Annotated in this window: 17 protein-coding genes and 2 pseudogenes; 12 read left to right on the top strand and 7 right to left on the bottom strand. The window is 32.2% G+C overall.

The genetic code is table 11. The annotated features are described in order from the left end of the window. Positions 1-100 precede the first annotated feature (100 nt). Positions 101-1,948, bottom strand: a complete 1,848-nt coding sequence (locus LO754_RS12135; RefSeq protein ID WP_370510645.1) for a methyl-accepting chemotaxis protein — start codon at positions 1,946-1,948, stop codon at positions 101-103. 266 nt (positions 1,949-2,214) lie between these two features. On the opposite strand from LO754_RS12135, the gene LO754_RS12130 reads away from it, so the two are divergent. Further along, positions 2,215-2,436 (top strand): YozE family protein, encoded by a 222-nt coding sequence (locus LO754_RS12130; protein ID WP_024364124.1) that lies wholly within the window; start codon positions 2,215-2,217, stop codon positions 2,434-2,436. A gap of 118 nt (positions 2,437-2,554) precedes the next feature. Then, on the top strand, positions 2,555-3,262 hold the full coding sequence (gene deoD / locus LO754_RS12125) for a purine-nucleoside phosphorylase (protein WP_024364125.1): 708 nt from the start codon (positions 2,555-2,557) through the stop codon (positions 3,260-3,262). 79 nt (positions 3,263-3,341) lie between these two features. Here the strand turns inward: deoD and LO754_RS12120 are convergent, their stop codons facing one another. Then, a complete protein-coding gene (locus tag LO754_RS12120) occupies positions 3,342-4,514 on the bottom strand; it encodes a site-specific integrase (protein ID WP_231784420.1) in 1,173 nt (390 codons plus the stop codon). Positions 4,515-5,224: 710 nt separating this feature from the next. On the opposite strand from LO754_RS12120, the gene LO754_RS12115 reads away from it, so the two are divergent. From LO754_RS12115 to LO754_RS12105, 3 genes are all read left to right on the top strand, one after another. Further along, the gene (locus tag LO754_RS12115; protein WP_231784419.1) at positions 5,225-5,734 is read left to right on the top strand and encodes a hypothetical protein; all 510 of its coding nucleotides are present in this window, start codon (positions 5,225-5,227) and stop codon (positions 5,732-5,734) included. A gap of 89 nt (positions 5,735-5,823) precedes the next feature. Continuing rightward, positions 5,824-6,879 (top strand): hypothetical protein, encoded by a 1,056-nt coding sequence (locus tag LO754_RS12110; RefSeq protein WP_231784418.1) that lies wholly within the window; start codon positions 5,824-5,826, stop codon positions 6,877-6,879. A gap of 127 nt (positions 6,880-7,006) precedes the next feature. Continuing rightward, positions 7,007-7,285, top strand: a complete 279-nt coding sequence (locus LO754_RS12105) for a hypothetical protein (RefSeq protein ID WP_231784417.1) — start codon at positions 7,007-7,009, stop codon at positions 7,283-7,285. 1,822 nt (positions 7,286-9,107) lie between these two features. Here LO754_RS12105 and LO754_RS12100 read toward each other — a convergent pair. Then, complete coding sequence (locus LO754_RS12100) at positions 9,108-9,545, bottom strand: hypothetical protein (protein WP_231784416.1); 438 nt, start codon at positions 9,543-9,545, stop codon at positions 9,108-9,110. An 891-nt stretch (positions 9,546-10,436) separates the two neighbouring features. Here LO754_RS12100 and LO754_RS12095 point away from each other — a divergent pair. The 3 genes and pseudogenes from LO754_RS12095 to LO754_RS12080 all read left to right on the top strand — a co-directional run bounded on the left by LO754_RS12095 (position 10,437) and on the right by LO754_RS12080 (position 15,781). After that, a pseudogene (locus LO754_RS12095) lies at positions 10,437-14,630 on the top strand (DNRLRE domain-containing protein). A gap of 19 nt (positions 14,631-14,649) precedes the next feature. After that, on the top strand, positions 14,650-15,150 hold the full coding sequence (locus LO754_RS12085) for a hypothetical protein (protein WP_069512448.1): 501 nt from the start codon (positions 14,650-14,652) through the stop codon (positions 15,148-15,150). A gap of 178 nt (positions 15,151-15,328) precedes the next feature. Beyond that, positions 15,329-15,781, top strand: a complete 453-nt coding sequence (locus LO754_RS12080; RefSeq protein ID WP_231784413.1) for a barstar family protein — start codon at positions 15,329-15,331, stop codon at positions 15,779-15,781. A 263-nt stretch (positions 15,782-16,044) separates the two neighbouring features. Here the strand turns inward: LO754_RS12080 and LO754_RS12075 are convergent. After that, positions 16,045-17,194: pseudogene (locus LO754_RS12075) on the bottom strand (IS3 family transposase). Positions 17,195-17,400: 206 nt separating this feature from the next. Between LO754_RS12075 and LO754_RS12070 the strand changes: the two are divergent. Continuing rightward, positions 17,401-17,727 (top strand): nucleoside triphosphate pyrophosphohydrolase, encoded by a 327-nt coding sequence (locus LO754_RS12070; RefSeq protein WP_231784412.1) that lies wholly within the window; start codon positions 17,401-17,403, stop codon positions 17,725-17,727. A gap of 23 nt (positions 17,728-17,750) precedes the next feature. Beyond that, positions 17,751-18,803, top strand: a complete 1,053-nt coding sequence (locus LO754_RS12065) for an HNH endonuclease domain-containing protein (protein WP_231784411.1) — start codon at positions 17,751-17,753, stop codon at positions 18,801-18,803. 220 nt (positions 18,804-19,023) lie between these two features. Here the strand turns inward: LO754_RS12065 and LO754_RS12060 are convergent, their stop codons facing one another. From LO754_RS12060 to LO754_RS23460, 3 genes are all read right to left on the bottom strand, one after another. Beyond that, complete coding sequence (locus tag LO754_RS12060; protein WP_231784410.1) at positions 19,024-19,221, bottom strand: hypothetical protein; 198 nt, start codon at positions 19,219-19,221, stop codon at positions 19,024-19,026. A gap of 136 nt (positions 19,222-19,357) precedes the next feature. Beyond that, positions 19,358-19,558, bottom strand: coding sequence for a hypothetical protein (locus LO754_RS12055; protein WP_231784409.1), 201 nt, complete (start codon positions 19,556-19,558; stop codon positions 19,358-19,360). Between the two features lie 161 nt (positions 19,559-19,719). Beyond that, positions 19,720-19,842 carry a hypothetical protein gene (locus LO754_RS23460; protein WP_255702564.1) on the bottom strand — a complete coding sequence of 41 codons (123 nt, stop codon included), beginning with the start codon at positions 19,840-19,842 and terminating at the stop codon, positions 19,720-19,722. Positions 19,843-20,092: 250 nt separating this feature from the next. Here LO754_RS23460 and LO754_RS12050 point away from each other — a divergent pair, with 250 nt between their 5' ends. Together LO754_RS12050 and LO754_RS12045 are read left to right on the top strand one after the other, a co-directional pair. Next, complete coding sequence (locus tag LO754_RS12050) at positions 20,093-20,506, top strand: hypothetical protein (RefSeq protein WP_231784408.1); 414 nt, start codon at positions 20,093-20,095, stop codon at positions 20,504-20,506. A gap of 246 nt (positions 20,507-20,752) precedes the next feature. Then, positions 20,753-21,079: a hypothetical protein gene (locus LO754_RS12045; RefSeq protein ID WP_435892031.1), complete on the top strand. Its 327-nt coding sequence runs from the start codon at positions 20,753-20,755 to the stop codon at positions 21,077-21,079. Positions 21,080-21,312: the final 233 nt, after the last annotated feature.

Genomic DNA, 21,312 nt, shown 5'->3' with positions numbered 1-21,312 from the left:
ACAAAAAGAGGGTGGGTATAACTAGAACGATATAGCAAAAAAGTGTTAGATTGAACTGCAATCAATCTAACACTTTTTCACTTTGCCTGCGCCTCTTGTTTTAAATTTTAAACGTACCTACAACACTACGTAAACTATCTGCTTGATGCGCCAGTTCAGTTGCCGCTGCATTAATTTCTTGCATGGACGCAGAACCTTGGGTAGCAGCAGCAGCAGACATCACCGTATTGGAAGCTGTTTGTTCAGCATAGGCATTTATATGCACAAAATCACTTGCTACAGCATTACTATAATCAAGCGTATGGGCTATTTTATCAACCATTGTAGTAATAATCGCAGTCGTTTCTTTCGTTTGCGTTAAAATATTGGACAATGACTGGTTAGTTTCATTTGTCACCTCAACGCCTCGAATAACCGTTGTAACACCTTCTTGATTTTGTGTAATAATTGATGCCACTTCCTCTTGTATGGAATTTACAATAACAGTGACTTCTTTAGCCGCAGTTTGTGATTGCTCAGCAAGCTTGCGTACTTCATCTGCTACAACAGCAAAGCCACGACCATGCTCTCCAGCACGGGCTGCTTCAATCGCCGCATTTAATGCAAGTAAATTTGTTTGCTCAGAGATTGCAGTAATCGTACTGATTATAGAGGTTATATCGGCAGATTTGCGGCCAAGTGCCTCAACGGTTGTAGAGGTAGAAGCAATTGTTTCTTCAATTGACTGCATGACTAAGGTAGATTGTAGGACAGAACGACTTCCTTCATCTGCTGCTTGTTGCATGGCGATTGAAGCTCGTTGTACAGCATTAGCTTGTTCATTCAACTGATGCATAGAATGGTCTAAATCACTCATTTTTTGTTGAGCACTATTCATGCTATTGATTGTATTCTCACTATCACTTGCGATATCTGCACTTGCATCTGCAATATTTTGAATTGTGCGTGCATTTTCATCAGCTAGCGTCATGAGCTCTCGGCTACTATTAGATACATGATCTGCAAGTTCACTGACGCGTTTAATAAGGTTTGAAATAGACAAAATAAGTGTATTCGTCGAGTTAGCAATTGTTGAAAATTCATCATGGTTACGTACACGGACACGCCTTGTTAAATCACCACCCGCTTGAGCAATATCTAAAATGGAATGGTTAATCGCACGCGTATTATTTTTTAATGAATTAAATAACATATAACCAAAAATGATAATGGCAATAAGACTGATAATCGAAAAAATAAAGAAATAAGTATTGGATACAGTTACCTGTTTGTTCAATTTATTAAGTTTTGTTTTGTTCGATTCATCCATTACTATATTGATGGCGTCAATATTATTATCAATATGTAATTTCATTGTTTCGCCAGTGCCTTCAATCATGAGCTTCCTTGCTTGTTCAAGACCAAGATCATCTCGCATTGTCATGACCTTTTTTGAGTATTCAAGGTAGTTTTTATAATACTGGCTAATTGCTTGTATATGCCCAAGTTCCACTTCGCGGTCTGCAAATTTTTCTTGTAAGGCAGCTATTTTTTTATTAATAGAATCAATTTTCATTTTGTAAGAAGTGGAATAACTACCATTACCGGTAATTAGGTAAGCTTGTTCGAGGTTGGTTAATCTAGCAATTTCATAGGCAAGCTGATTTACTGTAAGCTGTTCTTGTACATTCTTCTCAGTAAAATCCTCCATTTGTTGTTGAAGATTTGTAATATTGATATAAGATAATATACCCATTGTTGCATTAATGAAAATAAGCAAAGTAAAAATGATAAGTACTTTTCCTCGAATTAAATGATAAAAACGTTGTCGTTTTTCTGTAGTAGGAGGGAGATTGTGCCTACTAGCTTTAGAATCTATAACTTTCTTTTTTCTAAAAAAGTTAGAATCTAAGAGAGACGGGCGGTTTCTCATAGGTTTACTAGCCTGACTCTTGTTTTTCATCGCCATCACCTTCCTAATTTTTGCATTTATTGACTTCAATTCTATCGTATTATACTAAAAAATTCTATCCTAATTTCACAAAATTTTCATTTTTCAGATAAAAAGGCGTAATATTTTTGCATGACAAAAGTCTATAAGGTGAAAAGGCTATTCGGTTTTTCTTTACTAGTAAAAAATACTTAAAGAAAAAAATGATACATTTTATGACGAAATGTATTTTTTTTGATAAACTAGCGGAAAGTAAAAATGAAAAGGGGAGGCATTTTTCAATAATGAAAAAGAGCTTTTATTTATATGTATTAACATTCAGAGGGGGAGAGTGGTCAGATGCAAAAGTTCGATTTGCTGAAGAAGTTTTTCATGAACATAACTTTCCTAAACAAAGCATGGATTTTGATGAGTTATCTACATATATCGAAACGTTTGCAACAGAAAATTTAACAACTGAAGTGTTTGATGAGTTATGGGATTTATACAGTGAACAAGGACGATAATGATTCGCAATACTTTCATTATTCGTACTTTTATAGTTGCTAGACGTCTAGCATTGCGTAAATACGTGAAACAAAGTATTATTTATAGTGATAACTGACAGAAAAGAGGGATTGCAGTATGAGTATTCATATTAATGCAAAAAAAGGCGAAATCGCTGACACTATTTTACTTCCGGGAGACCCACTACGTGCAAAATACATTGCTGAAACGTTTTTAGAAGATGTTACATGCTATAACGAAGTCCGCAATATGTTTGGTTATACTGGTACGTATAAAGGTAAACGTATTTCTGTACAAGGTACTGGTATGGGCGTGCCTTCCATTTCCATTTATGTAACAGAATTAATGCAAGAATATGATGTACAAAAGTTAATTCGTGTAGGTACTTGTGGTGCAATTCAAAAAGATGTTAAAGTTCGTGATGTTATTTTAGCACAAGGAGCAACAACGGATTCACGTATGAATCAAATTATTTGGGGCAACAACATTGACTTTGCACCAATCGCTAATTTTGACTTATTATTAAAAGCATACAATGCAGGTAAAGATGCAGGCTTAAGTCTGCAAGTAGGTAATATTTTCACAGCAGATCTATTTTACTCAGACGAGCACCAAAATGAAAAGCTAGCTAAATACGGTGTACTAGCTGTAGAAATGGAATCAGCAGCACTTTACACATTAGCAGCGAAATTTGGCCGCCAAGCACTTTCTATTTTAACAGTAAGTGACCACATTATTACTGGTGAAGTCACAACATCAGAAGAGCGCCAAACTACATTCAACGACATGATCGTTGTTGCGTTAGAGGCTGCTATTCAAGAATAGTTGATATAGCAAGGTTTTAAAGGCTTTCATTTTTTATGAATAGTGAGCAAGTGACCAGAGGCGACGAAAAGGCGACCATTTACAGGATTTCGTCAAACAGGTCACTTGCTTTTATTTTTTCCTGTTCTGTTAAATGACTGTAGGTATTGAGGGTTTGTTTTATATCCGTATGCCCCAGTTGTTCTTGAATGATTTTGAAATTAACATTCTTACTAATCATATACGAAGCGTAAGTGTGACGTAATCCATGAAAAGTGAGAAGCGGTAAGTTAAATCGTTTCACAATTTCTTTCCATCTATTAGACATACTATCAGGGTGTGAAGGAAACCCATTACTTTTCACAAATAATAGGTTTATTGGACTGTTATCTTTATCGAGCATGGGTGTCCACAATTTACCTGATTTTAATTTTAATTTTTTTAAATCCTTTTCGTATTCTTTTATTTCTTTCATCAGAGATTTAGGGATAAATACGATTCTTGCTCTCTTGGTTTTGGTGTTACCAAGAAAAAAATGTTTAGTTTCTTTATCATATTGAAGTGTTTTATCGATTAATATTGAATTATTCGTGTAATCTAAGCATTCTAATCGTATACCTGCTATTTCAGTTATTCGTAATCCCCCGAAAACCGCAAGTTTGATTTGTAGTTTGTGTTTTGGATATACTTGATCGAGAATGGAGAGTAGTTGTTTTAACTGATTTGCATTATAAAATTGTATTTCACGATGTCTTTTTTCAACGTATGGACGTTTTACTCCTTTCATTGGATTTTCCTGAATGACTCCCCAATCAATAGCTTTGGAAAAAATACTTTTCAATACCATGTATTTTCCGTTTAAATTACGCTTACCTTGTTCTTTTTCTTCTTTGAAATAATTTACAATATGAAAAGTTTTTATTTTTGACAGTTTCATATTCTTAAAATATTTAAGAATGCCTCCTTGTAAACACGATTCATAACTATTCCGAGATTTAACCGTTAAATCTACACGTACATAAACATCCATCCACCGTCTTACAAATTGATCAAAATTAATATTTTCTATCTCTTTTTCAATCTCCATATTAGCTACTTCGATTTCGAATTCGGTAATAGCTTTTTTGATAGATCGTTCTGATAGACTATTAAGTGTAACATTTTTGTATTTTCTTATACGTTTACCTTTTTCTTCATCATATCCGAGTTCAACTGTGATTTTGATACGTGGTTTTCCGTTTTTCGTAGGTTTTAATACTTTATAACTTGCCATAATTATTCTCCTCTCTTATAAATGATGTAAAGCTGAAATTATTTCATCACCACCTTTAAGGGAAGGTATGTTCTGTTTTAAGGTAAAAAAATTTTAGGTTTTTGTATTTTTGAGTTTCAATTCAATCGAAGTATCATAATGATCCGAATCAAATTGTAAAGTGGATAGGGAAAAGAGCCTGTTTTCCATTTTAAAGTGCAATTCAAAAAACTCTAAATCTATATGCATAAAAATAGTTGACTTAATTAATGACATTATTTTAAACTATTCCCATAAAATCAGCCAATATTTTCAGCTTATTTAGCTTGAATTTTTCCGATTTCTTTATAAGTACTCATATCGAGCCTATGGCGGAATAATTTGATTTCTTTGTGATGCTTTTTTAAAAAGGCTAAGGGTTGCTTGGTATTAAGAGAGCTTATTTTCGGACATTATTCAAAGGCGTTAAGGTCATAATTGCGCAGAGACTCAGTAACATTCTGATTTAGAAGAACAATACTAAACGAAAAATAGTAAATATTTTATTAATATACAAGAGAAGGTAACATTCGAGATGTTAAAATGTCTTTTTAGTTTATTATTAAATCATTTACACTATATCAAATGGGTGATAATAAATTTTAGTAATTAATACAAATTTTAGTAACAAAGACACTATGAATAAATTGTCGGAAAATATAGAATAGAGTTATAAAAAAGGAGTAATTAGTATGAAAATGAAAAAAATGTTAGCTCCATTCTTGATTGCAGGTTTTGTTTTATCAGCGGGAGGTAATGCTACAGTTAAAGCAAGTGAAGTAGATAATGAAGTTGATTGGGAAAAGGCTTGGGAGTCATTGGAAACAGAAAATTATCCAAGTCATATTATTCTTGGTGAAGAGTACTCTTTATATAGCGATATTTGGAAATATACTGATGGAAATACAAGTCTTTCAAAAAGTAATGGAAAAGTTACGAGCACGGGGTATACAAAAGGCGGGGGCTTGGCTGATGTCATAACTGTACAAACATCAATCTCTATGAATGGATTGAGTTCTCTTCAAGGGAATTCTGACTCTTCTACTGTATTAAATACAACCAAAACAACAGTTACTTCTACAATTTCGAGCACTGATCCGGCAGGTAGTAATAATTGGACTGGTTTAACATACCATTCGATAAACAGAGCGGCTTCAAATATAACATTCTCAGGATATACTTCTGCTAATGGAGAATATTAAAATTAAAATAATTTAATACCGATTATTTTCTAAAAAAGATTTAATCACTTCATTGATTAAATCTTTTTCTTTATCAAGGAGTAAATAAAATGAAAAAAAAATATTTATCTTTTTCTATACCAATTTTAATACTTTTATTAGGTATAATAGTGTATTCGACAATAGAAAACTCAAATAAAATAGAGACAAAAGTTTATGAAGAGGCTTCTAGTGATTCTCCTGATGTGAAAATTTCAAATGAATATCAATTTTTAGATTCCGCTTCGGATATTCCTTCATCTTTAACACGTGTAACAGGATTTCTTCCAAATGAAGAATACTTAGAATATATAAAAGTTAAGGATACTCAATTTTCTTATATAAAACTAAATAAGAATCAACGCCATATAATAGGTACAATTGTATTTGAAAATAAATTAAAAGAAAACATGAAAGTTCAGAGTTTTTTTATGCAAGGTAATAAAGTAGCGAGAGTGAAAGTTAATAGCTCTAGTGAATGGTCTAATTCCATATTATATGATTTACAACCCGAGTCCTCAGTAGAAATATCCGTTAAGATTGAATGGGACAAAGAAGGAATGAATGAATTATTATTTTTCCCACTAGAACACACAGGATTTAGAGGCATGTATAGTGGTCATACATCATCCATTCATCGTAATTTTGTTATGGATAGTGAAACTAAAATAGATAAGAATAATTTAGATAATCAAGCTTTTGAATTGGCACCGCAAAACTATGAAAATTTAAATTTAAACCTCAAACCTACATGGATAGAAAAAAATAAACAAGATGTTGAACTTATGGTGAACAACGGAACATTGGTTACTAAAACTCCTATAGAAGGAATGAAACTTGATCCTGTTCCCTATAGTACTGAAGTTGATATAGTTCTATTAGACGAAAAGGGGGATTCTTCTATTTTAATGGAGAAAGTTAAAGTGGAAAAAAACAAACCTACATATATATATTTTGATTCTCCAATATTGAAAGAGTTGCGCACATCCACAGAAAGAAATTTTTTAATAATTCTTAATAATAGGGAAGAACAATTACTTTTAGATTTAAAAGCTTTTGATTTAGGATTAAAACCTTTTCCTACTTCAGTTAAATCAGTAATAGAGTTCTACAAAGAGAGTAATTAGTTTGTAAACAATTGATACAGTAATCATCTAAATTTACTAACAACTGTTTTATATTTCTAATTTAGGTATCATTTACTAGTTTCACTTGTTGTATAATAAGATAAATAATTTAAAGGGAGGAGAAAAAATGAAGCTAATGAAAGTATTTATGAAATTTTTGTTCTTTTTTATAATGATATTTTTATCTCTTATAATCTCTAGGCGTGTACTAATATATAGTATAATATCTTCATCGGAACCAGGACTGTTAAGACCAGCTAATCCCGACCCACTATCTACAGTTTCACCATTTGTTGTCTATGCTATAGAAGCTTTTTTTGTTATGGTATTTTTATGGATTGCAAATAAAATAATGCAAGGTTTCTCTTTCCTTAAATCGAAAATGATTCATAATTCTGCTCAATAGGTTAATAGGAATTATAATGAGAGTGTGGTTTTATCCTGTAAATAATTGCTACGTTTGCATACGATATTTAGATAAAATAATAACCGCGCGTTTTTGAAAAAAACAGAGCATCTGCTGAACTATTACAATTGGGGTAGTCCACAATGGATATTCTGTTTTTTAATGGAAAATAAAACAGCTTTGTCAATACAAACTATAAAAATGGAGGGAATATTACTCATTTATATAAATAATATAAGTGATCATGTATCTCTTTAAAAGCGCGTATTATCAATTTCATATATACGGTATTTTAATTTTATGATAGTATGAAACTATAACTTGTTATTTTTCTTTTTATGTAGACATATTTATTAACAGCGTTTGCTGATAAAACAATATTGTTGTACGGTACTTTAACTACTCAAGTCTATGGACTTTTTAAACAGCATTTTTTAGTGCTACCATTAAATAGTTCATGGGCTTTTTTTATGCCTATGACAGCATGTGTACATCATTTAAAGAAATTTACTAGAATAAATATAAGAATATAGATTAAACCGGCTTTTGAAGGCTATAAACGACTAATTTAGCAGAACAACTTTAATAGTTTTGCATAGTTAATCGATATGTCTACATACGCTTTTTTGTCGTAATAGGAGGATGTTTTTTATGAAGAGAACAGGTAGAGGGTTGTTTTTAGACCTTTTGCTGGAGGTTGCGGTTTTTCAACGGGAAACAGCGGAAGCTATTCATAGTTAGGGAAGGCATGGAGGTAGTCGTAAACCACGATGAAAGTGCAATTGTATTATATCAAGCTAACCATCCAAAAATGCAACCTCCCACAAGCGAAAAATAAAAACGTCTCCTACCAGTTCAGGTTCATGATAATGAAAAGTTAAAGGTATTTCACAATTAGTTGATTTAGCTTGTTTACATGCCTTTAAAATGCTTGTCGAATTCGATTTAGCTGATCCAACGAAAATGAGCTTCTGTTTGAATTTGAGGTAATAAAGGTAAAATTGAATCCGTTTCGTTCTTACGAGTATCTTGTGCTTGTTTTATTGCTGATTGTTTAAATGAAAAATCTTTTGAATCGTAACTTGGATGAAGAAGTAGATATTGTTTAAAATAAGATTTTTGCTCATTGTTTATTTTGATGTAATCCATTTCAGTATTTGATAAAAAGCATTACACCATCTTAAAAGTTTATCTCTCATATTATCCGAGTGACTTTGATAGATAGAGCCTTTTAAATATTTATATGTGTTTCTACATTAAATTCTGTTATGTTTAGTAAATAAAAATAAAAACTTTTAAATATATCATTTAATCTTGGTTGATTTGTAACTTAGCGTTCCAACATCTACATTTTTATCAGAAAAACTTAAAAACTAAGAAACAAGTGCTTATTCCATGGTCTTCTGCTAAATTACGAATATAGTAATTAAAATTCTGTTAATGAATTTTATCTAAGTAAAATATTCCTCTTGCATCTTGCAAATGAAGTAATCGCTCATCTACTTTACCCAATAATTGCTCATAAAATGGAGATTAAGGCTTATTTATTAATATAGTCAGTGTAATTACTTCCAACCATCTAATCTCAGTAAAATTATATCCTACATCTGTTTATTTAGATTTATTTTTCGTTTGTTTTTCTTTTGTTCCAATTACTCCATTTCCCTTTCAGCCATATTCTCCAACGTACTATCATCTTTAATGGCTTTCTTCTTCAAAGTAATGCTCATAAATCTTAATGGTTTTTTCATCTTTCCACTTGATATATTTTAATTAGCTCATTCTTTTTTTGTTTGAGTCCTGCTTCTATTTTGAAGATGCCTTAAATCACAGCGATACAGAGATCAGCAAAACGTTCACCCACTGTAAATGTTCTAGCAATTAGTTTAATTGTCTGTTGTTCATCAGCGGAAAATGTTAATTTCTTTAACATAAAGTCCGGAATGCAAAAATTATATGCAAATGGACTAATTTCTCTTATTACTTCTACAGGAGTTTCTAATTTAATTTTGTCTAACTTTTCAATTGATTGAAAGTAAATACCTAATAATACCCCGAAATCCTCCCAAATTCGGAGTTTGCCGTGGTTCTCATTTAAGAAAATTCTCCAATTACCATCTAAGTTATTTATTTCAGAAGAAAATGGAATATAATATGTTTTTAAATTAAAATGATTCGAGATATTATCAATTTTATTAAAAATATTTTCCTCATTCTCTAAGTTTAAATTAGTATAAATTTGTTGAATAAAATTTTTCATTGATAAAAACTCCCTTCTTACATTTTGAAAACGATATAACTATCTCCCTAAAAACTTCTTCTTTTTTTCATAAAATATTCAATTTATTGTAAAATTCGCTAATATAATAACACTAATAATGTATTTTTGACAACGGAATATACAAACTTTTCAAAAAATTGAATTAAGAACTGATGTTCGATTCTGGTTTAAAAAAATTCCTAGCTTCATTATTCATTATCAAAAATCGATTATTGATATGAGAAGATAGGGAATTTTGTTTAACATATTTATTTATAGTTAATTTCTATTTTTCGTCTTTGATAATTTTCCACATTAATCGTAGTTTTTCTAAATCTTCCTCGGGAGATTTAGGTAAATCTAAAATCCATCTTTTTAATTCTAAATTTTCAATGGCTTATAAAAATCCTTTTTCTTCTTCGTTTCTTTCCACTGTATTAGGATTATCGGTTCTGCCTAATTGAAACGCAGAATGGGCAAACAGTGAAGAATAAGGCGAACGACTTCTCTATAGAGATTGAAAAAGCTACTAGTTCTTCACAACAAAACATCACAATTACTGATGAAACGAGTAAAATCGATTTTGGTCTAGTTTCAGCCCACCATAAGAAATCAAATAAAACCGAACCAGTTCAAAATACTGAAGGTCTTGTGCAAAATAATACAATAAAATACCCGAACATTTTAGAGGATGCTGATGTTATTTACACAGTAGGTTCTGATCGAGTAAAAGAAGATATTGTTTATCGTGAAAAGCCTACAGGTGGTTTTCCACAAAAACTTACTTATAAAGTAAATGTGACAGGATTAACAGTCGAACAAGTTAACCAAACCATCTATTTAAAGGATGCCACTACCAATGCTCCTTTATATTTAATTGAAGCACCGTACATGTATGATAGCTATAAACCTGAAGGATACCAAAGTGTTGATGAAATACAATCAGTTCCTGAAGAAGCAAAATCATATTTATTAAAATTAAGTTATGAAGTAATTGGTCAAGATTTATTTGTTTACTTAGCACCAGATGTTACCTGGTTAAATAGTGAGGATCGTGTATACCCAATTACGATTGATCCAACAATTGTTCGCCTACAAACTTCAGCAAACATGGAAGATACGACAATACGTAGCGCTGCACCTACACAAACTGGGGGAAATGACTTTGAACTCGGCGTAGGGACTGCGGTAGGTGGTAATACGGTTAGGAGCTTATTAAAATTTGATTTAAGTGTTGTACCTTCGAGTACAACAATCGTATCTGCTGATTTAAATTTATGGTTTTCATCGACAAATAATAATTCTCCTATTTCCATTAATTTGCACAATGTAACTAGCCCGTGGGAGGAAAATCAAGCTTCTTGGACCTATGCCAAAACTATTCCTTATACAACATGGAAAACTGCAGGTGGGGATTTCTCAACAAATACTATTGGTTCGGTAAAAAATATCGGAACACCGCCAACAAATATAGCAGACGCAATGGTTAACTGGAAGGTTCCACTTAATGTTGTACAAGGATGGATTAATAACCCATCTACTAACTATGGTTTTCTATTAAAGGGTGATAATGAAGCTACACAAATTTATAAAAAGTTTGCTAGTAGTGAACAATCTACTTTAAATCAATACAAACCACAACTAGTTGTCACGTATAAAACAACTGCAAGACTAGGATTAGAGGATTATTGGGATTATGATTCACCATTGGTGAATGGTACAAATTATGTAAACCTCACAACAAATAATAATATTTTACAATATGAAGATATGTTTATTTTAGGTCGTGCTGATGCTAGCTTAACTTTTACTAGAACTTACAATAATAAGGACTATGAAAAATCAGCTTTTGGTTATGGCTGGAGCTTTACTGGTGATGAGAAGATTTTCATTAATACAGGAAGTCAAGGTAATCAACTACAGTATAAGGATGCCGATGGTACAATTCATGTTTTTACTTATGATACACTAACAAACCAGTATAAAGGTGAATACGGTAATTACGACAAAATAAAGAAAAATACAGAAGATACATTTACTCTTTACGATTTATATGGCAACCAAACAATTTTTAAAGTTCGTGAGTCTACAAATGATACAGATGTAAAGGTTGCTTATATTACAACTCAAATAGATCGTAATAATAATAAAATTAATTATTCTTATGATACTAGTAATAAATTGACAGAGATTGCAACGGATTTAGGTAAGGAAGTTTTAAATAAAAAACTTCAGTTTGGTTATGATAAAGATGGCTTAATTAGCACAATGACTTATGGTGATCAACAAATTACGTATCGATATACTACAGATGGCTATTTACAATATGTAGATGTGTTGAAAGACCGCAAGGATAACAAAGTAACAATAACTACAACACAATTTATGTACACGAATAAGTTTCTAACGACAATTGTAGATGCGAATGATAAACGAACAAAATTTGAATATAATGGTGCAGATTTAAAATATGTGTACGAACCATCTAAAGATACTGTAAATCAACCTAAAACAGAATACTCATTGGATCGAGCAACAGGCGTTGCAACAATTACGGACCCTGAACGAAGTGTTACAAAATATTTTGTTAACAATAATTATGTTATTGAAAAAATCATTTCTCCTGCTGGGGAGGAGAGAACGTACAAACTTGATGAAAACTATAATCTTCTACAAGAAATAGAAACTATAGATGGTGTATCGAAGGTTTTGCAAACCAACGAGTATGACGGTAACGGCAATCTATTAAAAACAAAGGATGCGGAAAATAATATACAATCGTATTCGTATACTACATTCCAAGATGTTGACACGTTTACAGATTCAAAAGGTAAAGTAAGTAGATTATGGTATGATAACGGTAATTTGATAAAATCCGAAATACCTTCATCAACCAGTCTAGCTACGACCACTTATGGATATGACAAATACGGTGATTTAGAATGGATGGAAACATCTGATGGTATTAAAGAATCTTATACAACAAATTACAATGATTCCCAAAAAGTCATTACCCATACTGATGCGTTTAATAACACGACAACTACTGTGCAGGATTTGTCTGGTAATGTTTTATCATCTAAAGACGGAAAGCAAAATGAAACAAAGTATCAATATAATTTAAAAAATGAACTAGAGACCGTCATCGACGCTAATCAGAAGAAAACTGCCTACGAATATGATGGGAATGGAAATTTAAATAAAATAATTAATGCAAAAGGTTTTACCACTGAATTTAAATATAATGAGAAAAATCAACTAGAAAAAGAAATAAATCCTAAAGGTGATATAACTTCTTATCAATATGATGAGAATGGGGAGTTAACATTACTTAATACACCTAAGGGTGATCGTATTGAGTATAAAATTAATCAAGAAGCGCCTAGTTCAACAGTAGTTGTTAATGGAAAAGTAGTATGGCGTTTTACAAAAGATGGGGACGATCAGCTAATTTATGGAGAAAATGAATCAACTCTAAAGCGGATTAGCTACTATGATAATGGATTATTAAAATCGATTGATAAAGGGGATATTGATGGTGATATTAACTATGAATATTTAGGTGATGAATATTTATCAGTACTGTCTTTCCCAGGATTTAAACAATATAATACTCTATCATATGAACCTGACAATGCTTATAATACAAAGGTAATAAAGTTAAACGGAAATCCACTCGCGTCCTTTACTTATGACAATGTGACCGGACAATTAAAAGATACTAATTTCACCAACGGTAGCAAATTATCGAAAGTTTATCAATCAGGCCGTTTACAAGAAGAAACAATATTGCTTGATAGTTCATCAGAATGGAATAAGTTCACTTATCAGTACGATGCGAATAACAATATTAAAAACATTATCCAAAATAACACTGATAAAGTAAATTACAGCTATGATGCTTTGAATCAATTAATACAAGAAGCATATATTGATGGTCCTCAAATGAACTATACGTATGACGAGGTAGGTAATCGTCTTACCAAAAGTGTGATAAATTCAGGGAAAACTGAATCTACTACTTATAAATATAATCAAGCGAATCAATTATCGTTTGTAAATAATCAGGAATACTTTTACGATGCAGATGGAAATTTAACAAATGATGGAACGTATACGTATGAATGGAATGCATTTGATCAGCTAACGAAAGTAAAGAGTAATTCTGGCACTATTATTGCCGAATATAGCTATGATGAAAAAGGTAGAAGAATCTAAAGTAAAGATAGTAATGGTCCTATCTACTACACTTATGATGGAGATAGCAACCGCGTTCTTTATGAAAAGGATAGTAGTACTTTCGCTGTAAAAAGTTATGTCTACGATGATAATGGATTCCCTCTCATGATGATTTACAAAGGTGTACCTTATCATTACCTAACAAATTATCGTGGTGATGTATTAGGAATGACCGATGAAAGTGGAAAGCTTGTAGCTTCATATACCTATGACGCATGGGGTAACATTTTAACGCAAAGTGGTACAGATGATATGGACTCTATTAATCCTTATCGCTATGCAGGTTATCGTTATGATGAGGATACAAAACATTATTACTTGATGGCTCGTTATTATAATCCAGATACAGGTAGCTTCCTTTCATTAGATCCTGTAGGTGGAGATAGTGAGAATCCTTCATTAATGAATGGTTATAGTTATGCAAATAATAATCCAATGATGAATGTGGATCCTGATGGGGATATAGCTTTCCTATTACCATTGTTAGTGAGTGCACTTGAAACCGGATTAGTAGTACTTACTAGTTGGGTTGCCAAAAATGTTATAAAACAGGCAATAAAGAAATTAACACCCATTATTACTAATGCTGTTTTAAAATATGGAAAGAATCTTACATTTACTGGCCCGAAAAGAAGTAAAGACAATAAATACAATTATACATTGTTTAAACTTTCCTATAAGAAAAAGCAACTTTTACGTGTTGATTTGAGGATAGATGACTTAAGATTTAAGGGGCAGGGATACGTAGGGAATGTACATTATCATATTCCTCCTGATTTAGATAAACATTACCCATTATTTAATGTGAAATTCGGTAATAATTACCCGAAACTGCCGTGGAAATAATAGAAAGAAGGATAATAATATGGGCATAGAATTAGAATTTTGCGTAATTCTAGATAAAAAAGAAAATAACTACAGTGCTTTGAAAACTTATATTAAAGATTTTCTTAAGAAGCAAAAAATATTTGACTATCTCGAACAAAATGATAGAGAAGTGTTCTTTTTCAATTTTTTTACTACTAAAGAAAACTTCTCCATACTGGAAAATGAGATAAATGAATTATATAGCATTTTTCTTTCTGACATTACTAATATTATGTATCCACACTACCATCTTACAAGATATAGAGATATTTCTGATACAGAAGAATATGAAATAGTTCATGAATCTATTGCAGTTAATCTAGAGCAGGGATATTGGGAAATTTATTATCAAGATGGTAATCTCGAAGGATTTAGTGGTAAAAGCGGTAGTTTAAAAAACTATGGAATATTCCTTTTTGATATAACGATAAAAGAAGATGATGACTTCAAAACAGCCGTAGAAAATGCTTTTGATACATGGTTACAAAATAATAGTTAATTTAAGTATCTTTCTAACTGATAATTTTGTATTAAAATGAAAATGATATTTTGCAAAGCATAACTTCTTAAACTAAAAATAAGGATGCTAACTGTTTACTATTAATTTTTAAGGAGAGAGGAAAATTTCAGAACAAGATCAACAGGTAATTATTTTAAATATTGAGTTAAGTTCTTCGTTGCAAGAGGGGGCTTTAAATGCTGTAACAATTCCGTTTATACATCGGATTAATGATATAGATAAATTTAATGAAATATATAACTTACTAGATCAAACATGTAATAAACAAGAAAAAACTTTTTATACAATGCTTGAAGGAACATGTTGTTTTAACTTAGAAGGCTTATTTAATGAATTCGCTTTAAAGCTAAAATTTCCAGATTATTTTGGGGGAAATTGGGATGCATTTGATGAGTGTCTAAATGATTTAGATTGGTTAGACTGTCATCACTATATTTTGTTTATTAAAGATTTTGACCATATATTGGCTGATGAAAAAAATGAGTTTGGAACATTTATTGATATTCTAAAACTTACAGTGGATGAATGGACGTCTGGAAGAATGAATAATATAGTGTCTTCAGCCACATTTCATATTGTAATTCACAGTGAAAGAAATTTATTAAAGTAGATTATATCTTTTTTAAACAAAAAAATGACAAACTAGGTTTGGTTTGTCATTTTTTATAGTAAATAATTAGATTTCACTGCCGAGTTGACCATACTCTTTGAGCATATCTATTCTCCTTAAGCAGCTTGCAATGTCCAAGTAGCAAGCTTTTTTCAAGCTCATGGCAACAAAAGTAAGCATCGCCTGCATGGACAATTTTTTAAGACTTCTTAAGGTTGTCCATGGGACTGACCCCGATATATAAGACACTAAACAAAAAAGCATTACCCAACCAGTTGTCGGTATTGAACCGGCGACTGGTTGTTTAGTTTCGTTTGAATTCGGTTATTGTTATAATAGTTTATATAGTCTTTGACAGTTTGTTCTACGATGGCCGTCGTAGTACTGTTCAAATTGTCTAAGTAGAATGTTTCAGACTTTAACACTGAATGAAACGATTCGATTGGGGCATTATCAGCGGGCGTACCTTTACGGGACATGCTCATGGTAATGCCTTTTGCTTTACGGTATGTTGATAATCATACGATGTGTATACCGCCCCTTGGTCACTGTGCAACGTACACCCTTCGGGCAAATGATGAAGTTGAGCTAATGTATCCAGCACAAAATCAGTATCTTGGCAGTCTCCAATCGAATAGGCAATCATTTCACCATTATATAAATCTTGAATACTTGAAAGATACAACTGTTTTTGACCAAATGGCAAGTAAGTAATATCAGTTACGAGCTTCTGTAACGGTGCGGTGGCTTCAAAATCGCGATTTAATAAATTTGCTGCGATTGCATAAGGTTGTCCTGTTCGTTTCCGTTTTTTCACTTTCACGCGACATTGCCAACCATATTTTTGCATGATACGTTGAACCACTTTATGATTGACGCACATTTCTTGACGTAAAAGTGCTGTAATTTTTCTGTAGCCATAGCGAAATTTATTTGCACGACAGAGTTCACCGATACGTCTCTCTATTGCTTGACGAGACCTTGCATCGGTTGATGCCTGTTTCCAACGATAGTAGGTAGATCGTGCAATCCCAAAGTGTTTACAAATGTCCTTTACAGACATTATGCTTCTTAGTGACGCAACTAACTGTACAGCTACTTCTCCAACCACTTCCTCTCCAACTCTGCGTACTTTTTTAGCACCTCAATTTGTTGCTTTAAATAACGGTTTTCCAATGCTAATTTCGTTTGTTCATTGTCCGGTTCAGGACCCTTATTAAAGATATATTGTTTGCCTACAGGTTGTTTCAAACGATTGACTTCACCATTTCTATACCAACGCACCCATGTTTCGACCTGTGTTTTATGGCGTATATTTAATTCCAATAGAATCTGTTTGACAGGTACACCCGCTAATCGCATCTTAATCGCTTTCATTTTTACTTCATATGGATAACTCACTCTTGTTCCCATAGAAAAAACACCTCCAAATTGAAATTTAAGTACCTATACCCGAATTTCAATCGAAGATGCTTTTTTTATTTGTCTATACCTATTGGGGTCAGTTCCAGGTTCAAGTAAGTGCTTTTTTAGTGGTAGCTTTTGAAAAGAGCTACGAATTAATTTGTAATATAGTAGAATGAGAGTAAGTAAATATTCCACAATAAAGGAGAATGACAATGCCTGTTTACAATAAGTTGGTAAGAGATAAGATTTTAGAGATTATTGAATCAGATGGATTAAAGTATAATGCAAGAGTTTTAGAACCGCAGGAGCTTCTAATAGAAGTAAAAGCAAAAATGATTGAAGAAGCCAAAGAGTTTCATGGGGCAGCAAACGTTCAGGAGAGTGTTGAAGAATTAGCAGATATTTTAGAGCTAGTACATACAGCTATAAATGCTTTAGGTGTAAGTTATGAAGAACTAGAAGCGATTCGTGCGCAGAAGAAAGCCAAACGTGGTGGATTTGAAAAGGCAATTTATTTAATTGATGTAGAGGATAAGTAACCTATCTTCAATGGAGTGTTTAGATGAATAATTACTTAGAAAATGATAATACCTTAGAATCGAATTTTCGCTCGATTTACTTGTTTGGTAGGAATGTTGCAACTTATAAATTTGCTTTCGCTAAAACATTACTTGAATTAGGCGAGAGTAACAAAAGTTTTGTGAGCTTAGAAGAATTATCCCCTATATTTGCAAAGTATATGTTAGAGCATATTAGAAATGGGAAAAGACAAATAACAAGTCAGTCATCTAAGTTTATTAGTGCTTTGGATTTGTTTTATCAAAACCAAATTACGTGGGAACAGTTACTTGAAGTTACTGAAAAAGTAGGGTTTAACAATGTAATAGATGCCTTTCATAATATTCCTAATGGTGAGCTTGATAAAAGATTTTATGAGAAGTCCATCCAAGGAAAGACTTTAGGAATTACGTTGACCGATAGCATCTATTTGTTGAATGAAAGCTCCCAAAAAGAAAATATATTCAGTGAAATTGAAGGTAGATGGAATTTAGTTGAAAACGCATGGACTGAACGAAATCCAAAACTAGAAGTTCAGTTTGATACAGACCTTGAGCAGTTTTTCTTTATAAAGCCTATGACACCACAGCAGTTCATGTCGTCTCATGAAAGAATCAATCTAACTTCTGCTAGAAAGCCGTTAAACGGGTATCAAAAGGGAAAATGCTTCTATTGCTATAGACCGATTTCAATTGAAAGTAACCAATTGAATACTTGTGACATAGACCATTTCGTGCCACTCTCAACACAGTTCAACAGTACCCATGATTTAGATCTAAATGGTGTTTGGAATCTAGTTCTAAGCTGTCAGGATTGCAATAGAGGCGAAGCTAATGGGAAGTTTGCTAGACTACCTGAAGACCAACTTTTACAACGATTGTACAAGCGTAATGAGTATCTTATCGAAAGTAATCATCCGCTAAAAGAAACGATAATAATGCGAACAGGGAAAAATCCGCAGCAAAGAGCAAACTTTTTAAATACTATATATGGTTTTGCGAAGTCTCTAAGTAGAGCTAAGTGGCAACCTAAATTTGAATATGATGTTGGATTTTAAACATATAATTTTTTATGCGGTGATTGTATTAACGACAGGGGCATAGTTTCTGAGATTGAGATAAGGTATCTTATTATTAGGCTAATCAATCAGCAGAACCACATTATTTTTCAAATGCAAAGGATGCAAGGATTATAGAGAACTAAGGCATTGAGAAAGAGCTTGAGCAGATTAGCGTAGGTGGGCTAGGTGAGTAATTGAAAGAAATTGTTCAGTAAAGTTATTTATCTTTTAGAGGTTTTACAAAGAATGAAATGAACATAACAGAACCCCCTATAGCAATGAATAGTAGTGCTATAGATTTATTTGAAATAAATCTATTGTATTCTAGGGCACCAGTTAATCTCGCTAATCCGATTGAAAGCGATAAGATGCCTAAAACAAATATGATATGTCCAATTTTAGAATGTGTTTTCATTTCATAACAACTCCTGATATTTAGGTTAATAACTTACAAGATGATAACATTATTAAGTAATATTTGAAAATATGGTTCGGTTTGATTACTGCGAAAAATGAGGAACATGCCTGAAAGATATTTATTGGTAAAACTATTAACCTTTTTCTTTTTTGGGTTTAACAAAGTAAGAAATGAACATTACAAAAAAGCCCATCGAAATGTATATTAGTGCAACAGATTTATTTGGAATAACTGAATCATAATCAAAGAAACCAGATAATCTTCCCACTCCACTTATAAGCAAACTAATGCCAAAAATAAATATGATCCATCCAAGTGTAGAAATTGTTTTCATTGCATATCAACTCCTGATATATAGTTAATTACCTATATAAGGATAACATAATTGGTTAATATACTAAAATATAGAATTATACATTTACTGCACAATATGAGTATTAAATGAAAATAGAGCGACAAAAACTCGCTCTATAAATCTATTATGTATTAAAGAAATTACTTGTTATTTTCAAGCTCTTCTATACGTTTTTCTAACTTTTTAATCCTAGCATCAGCTGATGCAGCAAAAGCAAACGCAGCTGCCGCTAATGCAAGAGCTCCAAAAACAAAAGTATTCATTGGAAACCTCCTAACTTAATGATAAAGGAAAACTGTTGAAATTAATTTACAAATGGAAATGGAAAAAGTTTCGAATAGGATATACCTTTGAAAGTGAAAAAGCCGCAGCGTTGTCACACGCTACAGCTTCAGTACGAAACTATTTGAACTTTTGAGGCTTTGCAGCCTTAATTGAAGCTACTTCTCCGCAATCACTCGCCCTCTTATTTCATATTCGTATCAGCATGATAACACATAGTAGGGCGGAACTATGTTAAAAGAACGAACACAACTAAATCGCTACCAGCTAGACAAGGCAATTAAAAATTATCACGTCAATATGCGTAGATATATGAGAATGAAGGACGAGCTTGAATCATTAAAGGCAACTGCATCTACAAGAAAGTATAGTATTGAGGCAACTATGCCAAAAGCAATTGGGAAGACACGTGATCCTGTTTATGCACATGTTCAAATCAGAGCATCAAGAGAGGTCCGTATTAACAAAATCAAAAATGAACTACTATTGGTTCAAAATTTATCGGACAAGGTAACTGGCGACATTGAACAAGAAGTACTTTTCTGGTTGCTTGAGGGCATGCCTTTCCGTTGGATTAATGCAAAGCTTAATATGAGCCATACAAGCGTACAACGAGAGCGAGTTATTGATTTGATGATGAAGTGACCTTTGGGTCGCTTCTTTTTTACGCTTAAAGATATAAGACTTACATTTTTGGAAGATTTATTTAGTAAAATTATGTATCGTTTAGAAAACTGTGAAAATTTTGAGGTGTCAAATGGATTTAAAATTAATATAGCAGTATAGTTAAATTACAATATGGGTTTTTGTGGTAAAGTAGTAGACGGTAGGTGCATCTTAATCTTTACAGGAAAGTGGGATGTGCTATCGTTTAGTTAGGAGGTAGAGGCTTTGATTTATTGGATGTTTTGGGGTACTTGTCTTATTTTGATTTTGTTAGTTGCAGGATTTTCATTTTGGTCGACTGGATTACCGAAGATTAAAAGTAAAAAATTATCATTTGTTATGTTTAGTCTGGGATTCAATATAATCTCAATCCCAATGTCCTTTTGGGTAGGTGGAATGGGAACAGATTCTCCGACCAGTACTATGAACGATTTTTGGATAGGGTTTCTCATAGCCCAGGCAACACCACTTTTAGTACTAATAATTGCAATCTTAAAATGGTTTATCATTGACATAAGAAAAATAAAGAAGCGTGTGAACAGTAATAATTAATTTTAAAAATACAAGTTTGTGAAGAAATCTATTTAAACTCTAGGGCGCTTTAGTTGAAAGAGATAGTCAAACTAGAAGTAACATTCTTTGAGAAAACAGCCCTAAACTAGGAGGTCCGATGCAGTTGAATTTATGAAATGTTACAAATGTGCCAAACGTATCATTTTAGGTAGGTTGCAATGTAAACTAAAGGGGAGGTCGGACAGGTAAATGTTTCTTCACTTGGTATTATA

The organism is Lysinibacillus sp. GJ-1 (assembly GCF_021166035.1).
In the GTDB taxonomy this organism is placed as follows: Bacteria; Bacillota; Bacilli; order Bacillales_A; family Planococcaceae; genus Lysinibacillus; species Lysinibacillus sphaericus.
The sequence above is the reverse complement of the archived record's forward strand: the minus strand, read 5'-3'. Positions and strand labels throughout refer to the sequence as shown.

Coding starts and splice junctions, on each gene's coding strand:
- LO754_RS12135 (WP_370510645.1), bottom strand. CDS start 1,948: ATGGCGATGAAAAACAAGAGTCAGGCTAGTAAACCTATGAGAAACCGC.
- LO754_RS12130 (WP_024364124.1), top strand. CDS start 2,215: ATGAAAAAGAGCTTTTATTTATATGTATTAACATTCAGAGGGGGAGAG.
- deoD (WP_024364125.1), top strand. CDS start 2,555: ATGAGTATTCATATTAATGCAAAAAAAGGCGAAATCGCTGACACTATT.
- LO754_RS12120 (WP_231784420.1), bottom strand. CDS start 4,514: ATGGCAAGTTATAAAGTATTAAAACCTACGAAAAACGGAAAACCACGT.
- LO754_RS12115 (WP_231784419.1), top strand. CDS start 5,225: ATGAAAATGAAAAAAATGTTAGCTCCATTCTTGATTGCAGGTTTTGTT.
- LO754_RS12110 (WP_231784418.1), top strand. CDS start 5,824: ATGAAAAAAAAATATTTATCTTTTTCTATACCAATTTTAATACTTTTA.
- LO754_RS12105 (WP_231784417.1), top strand. CDS start 7,007: ATGAAGCTAATGAAAGTATTTATGAAATTTTTGTTCTTTTTTATAATG.
- LO754_RS12100 (WP_231784416.1), bottom strand. CDS start 9,545: ATGAAAAATTTTATTCAACAAATTTATACTAATTTAAACTTAGAGAAT.
- LO754_RS12085 (WP_069512448.1), top strand. CDS start 14,650: ATGGGCATAGAATTAGAATTTTGCGTAATTCTAGATAAAAAAGAAAAT.
- LO754_RS12070 (WP_231784412.1), top strand. CDS start 17,401: ATGCCTGTTTACAATAAGTTGGTAAGAGATAAGATTTTAGAGATTATT.
- LO754_RS12065 (WP_231784411.1), top strand. CDS start 17,751: ATGAATAATTACTTAGAAAATGATAATACCTTAGAATCGAATTTTCGC.
- LO754_RS12060 (WP_231784410.1), bottom strand. CDS start 19,221: ATGAAAACACATTCTAAAATTGGACATATCATATTTGTTTTAGGCATC.
- LO754_RS12055 (WP_231784409.1), bottom strand. CDS start 19,558: ATGAAAACAATTTCTACACTTGGATGGATCATATTTATTTTTGGCATT.
- LO754_RS23460 (WP_255702564.1), bottom strand. CDS start 19,842: ATGAATACTTTTGTTTTTGGAGCTCTTGCATTAGCGGCAGCTGCGTTT.
- LO754_RS12050 (WP_231784408.1), top strand. CDS start 20,093: ATGTTAAAAGAACGAACACAACTAAATCGCTACCAGCTAGACAAGGCA.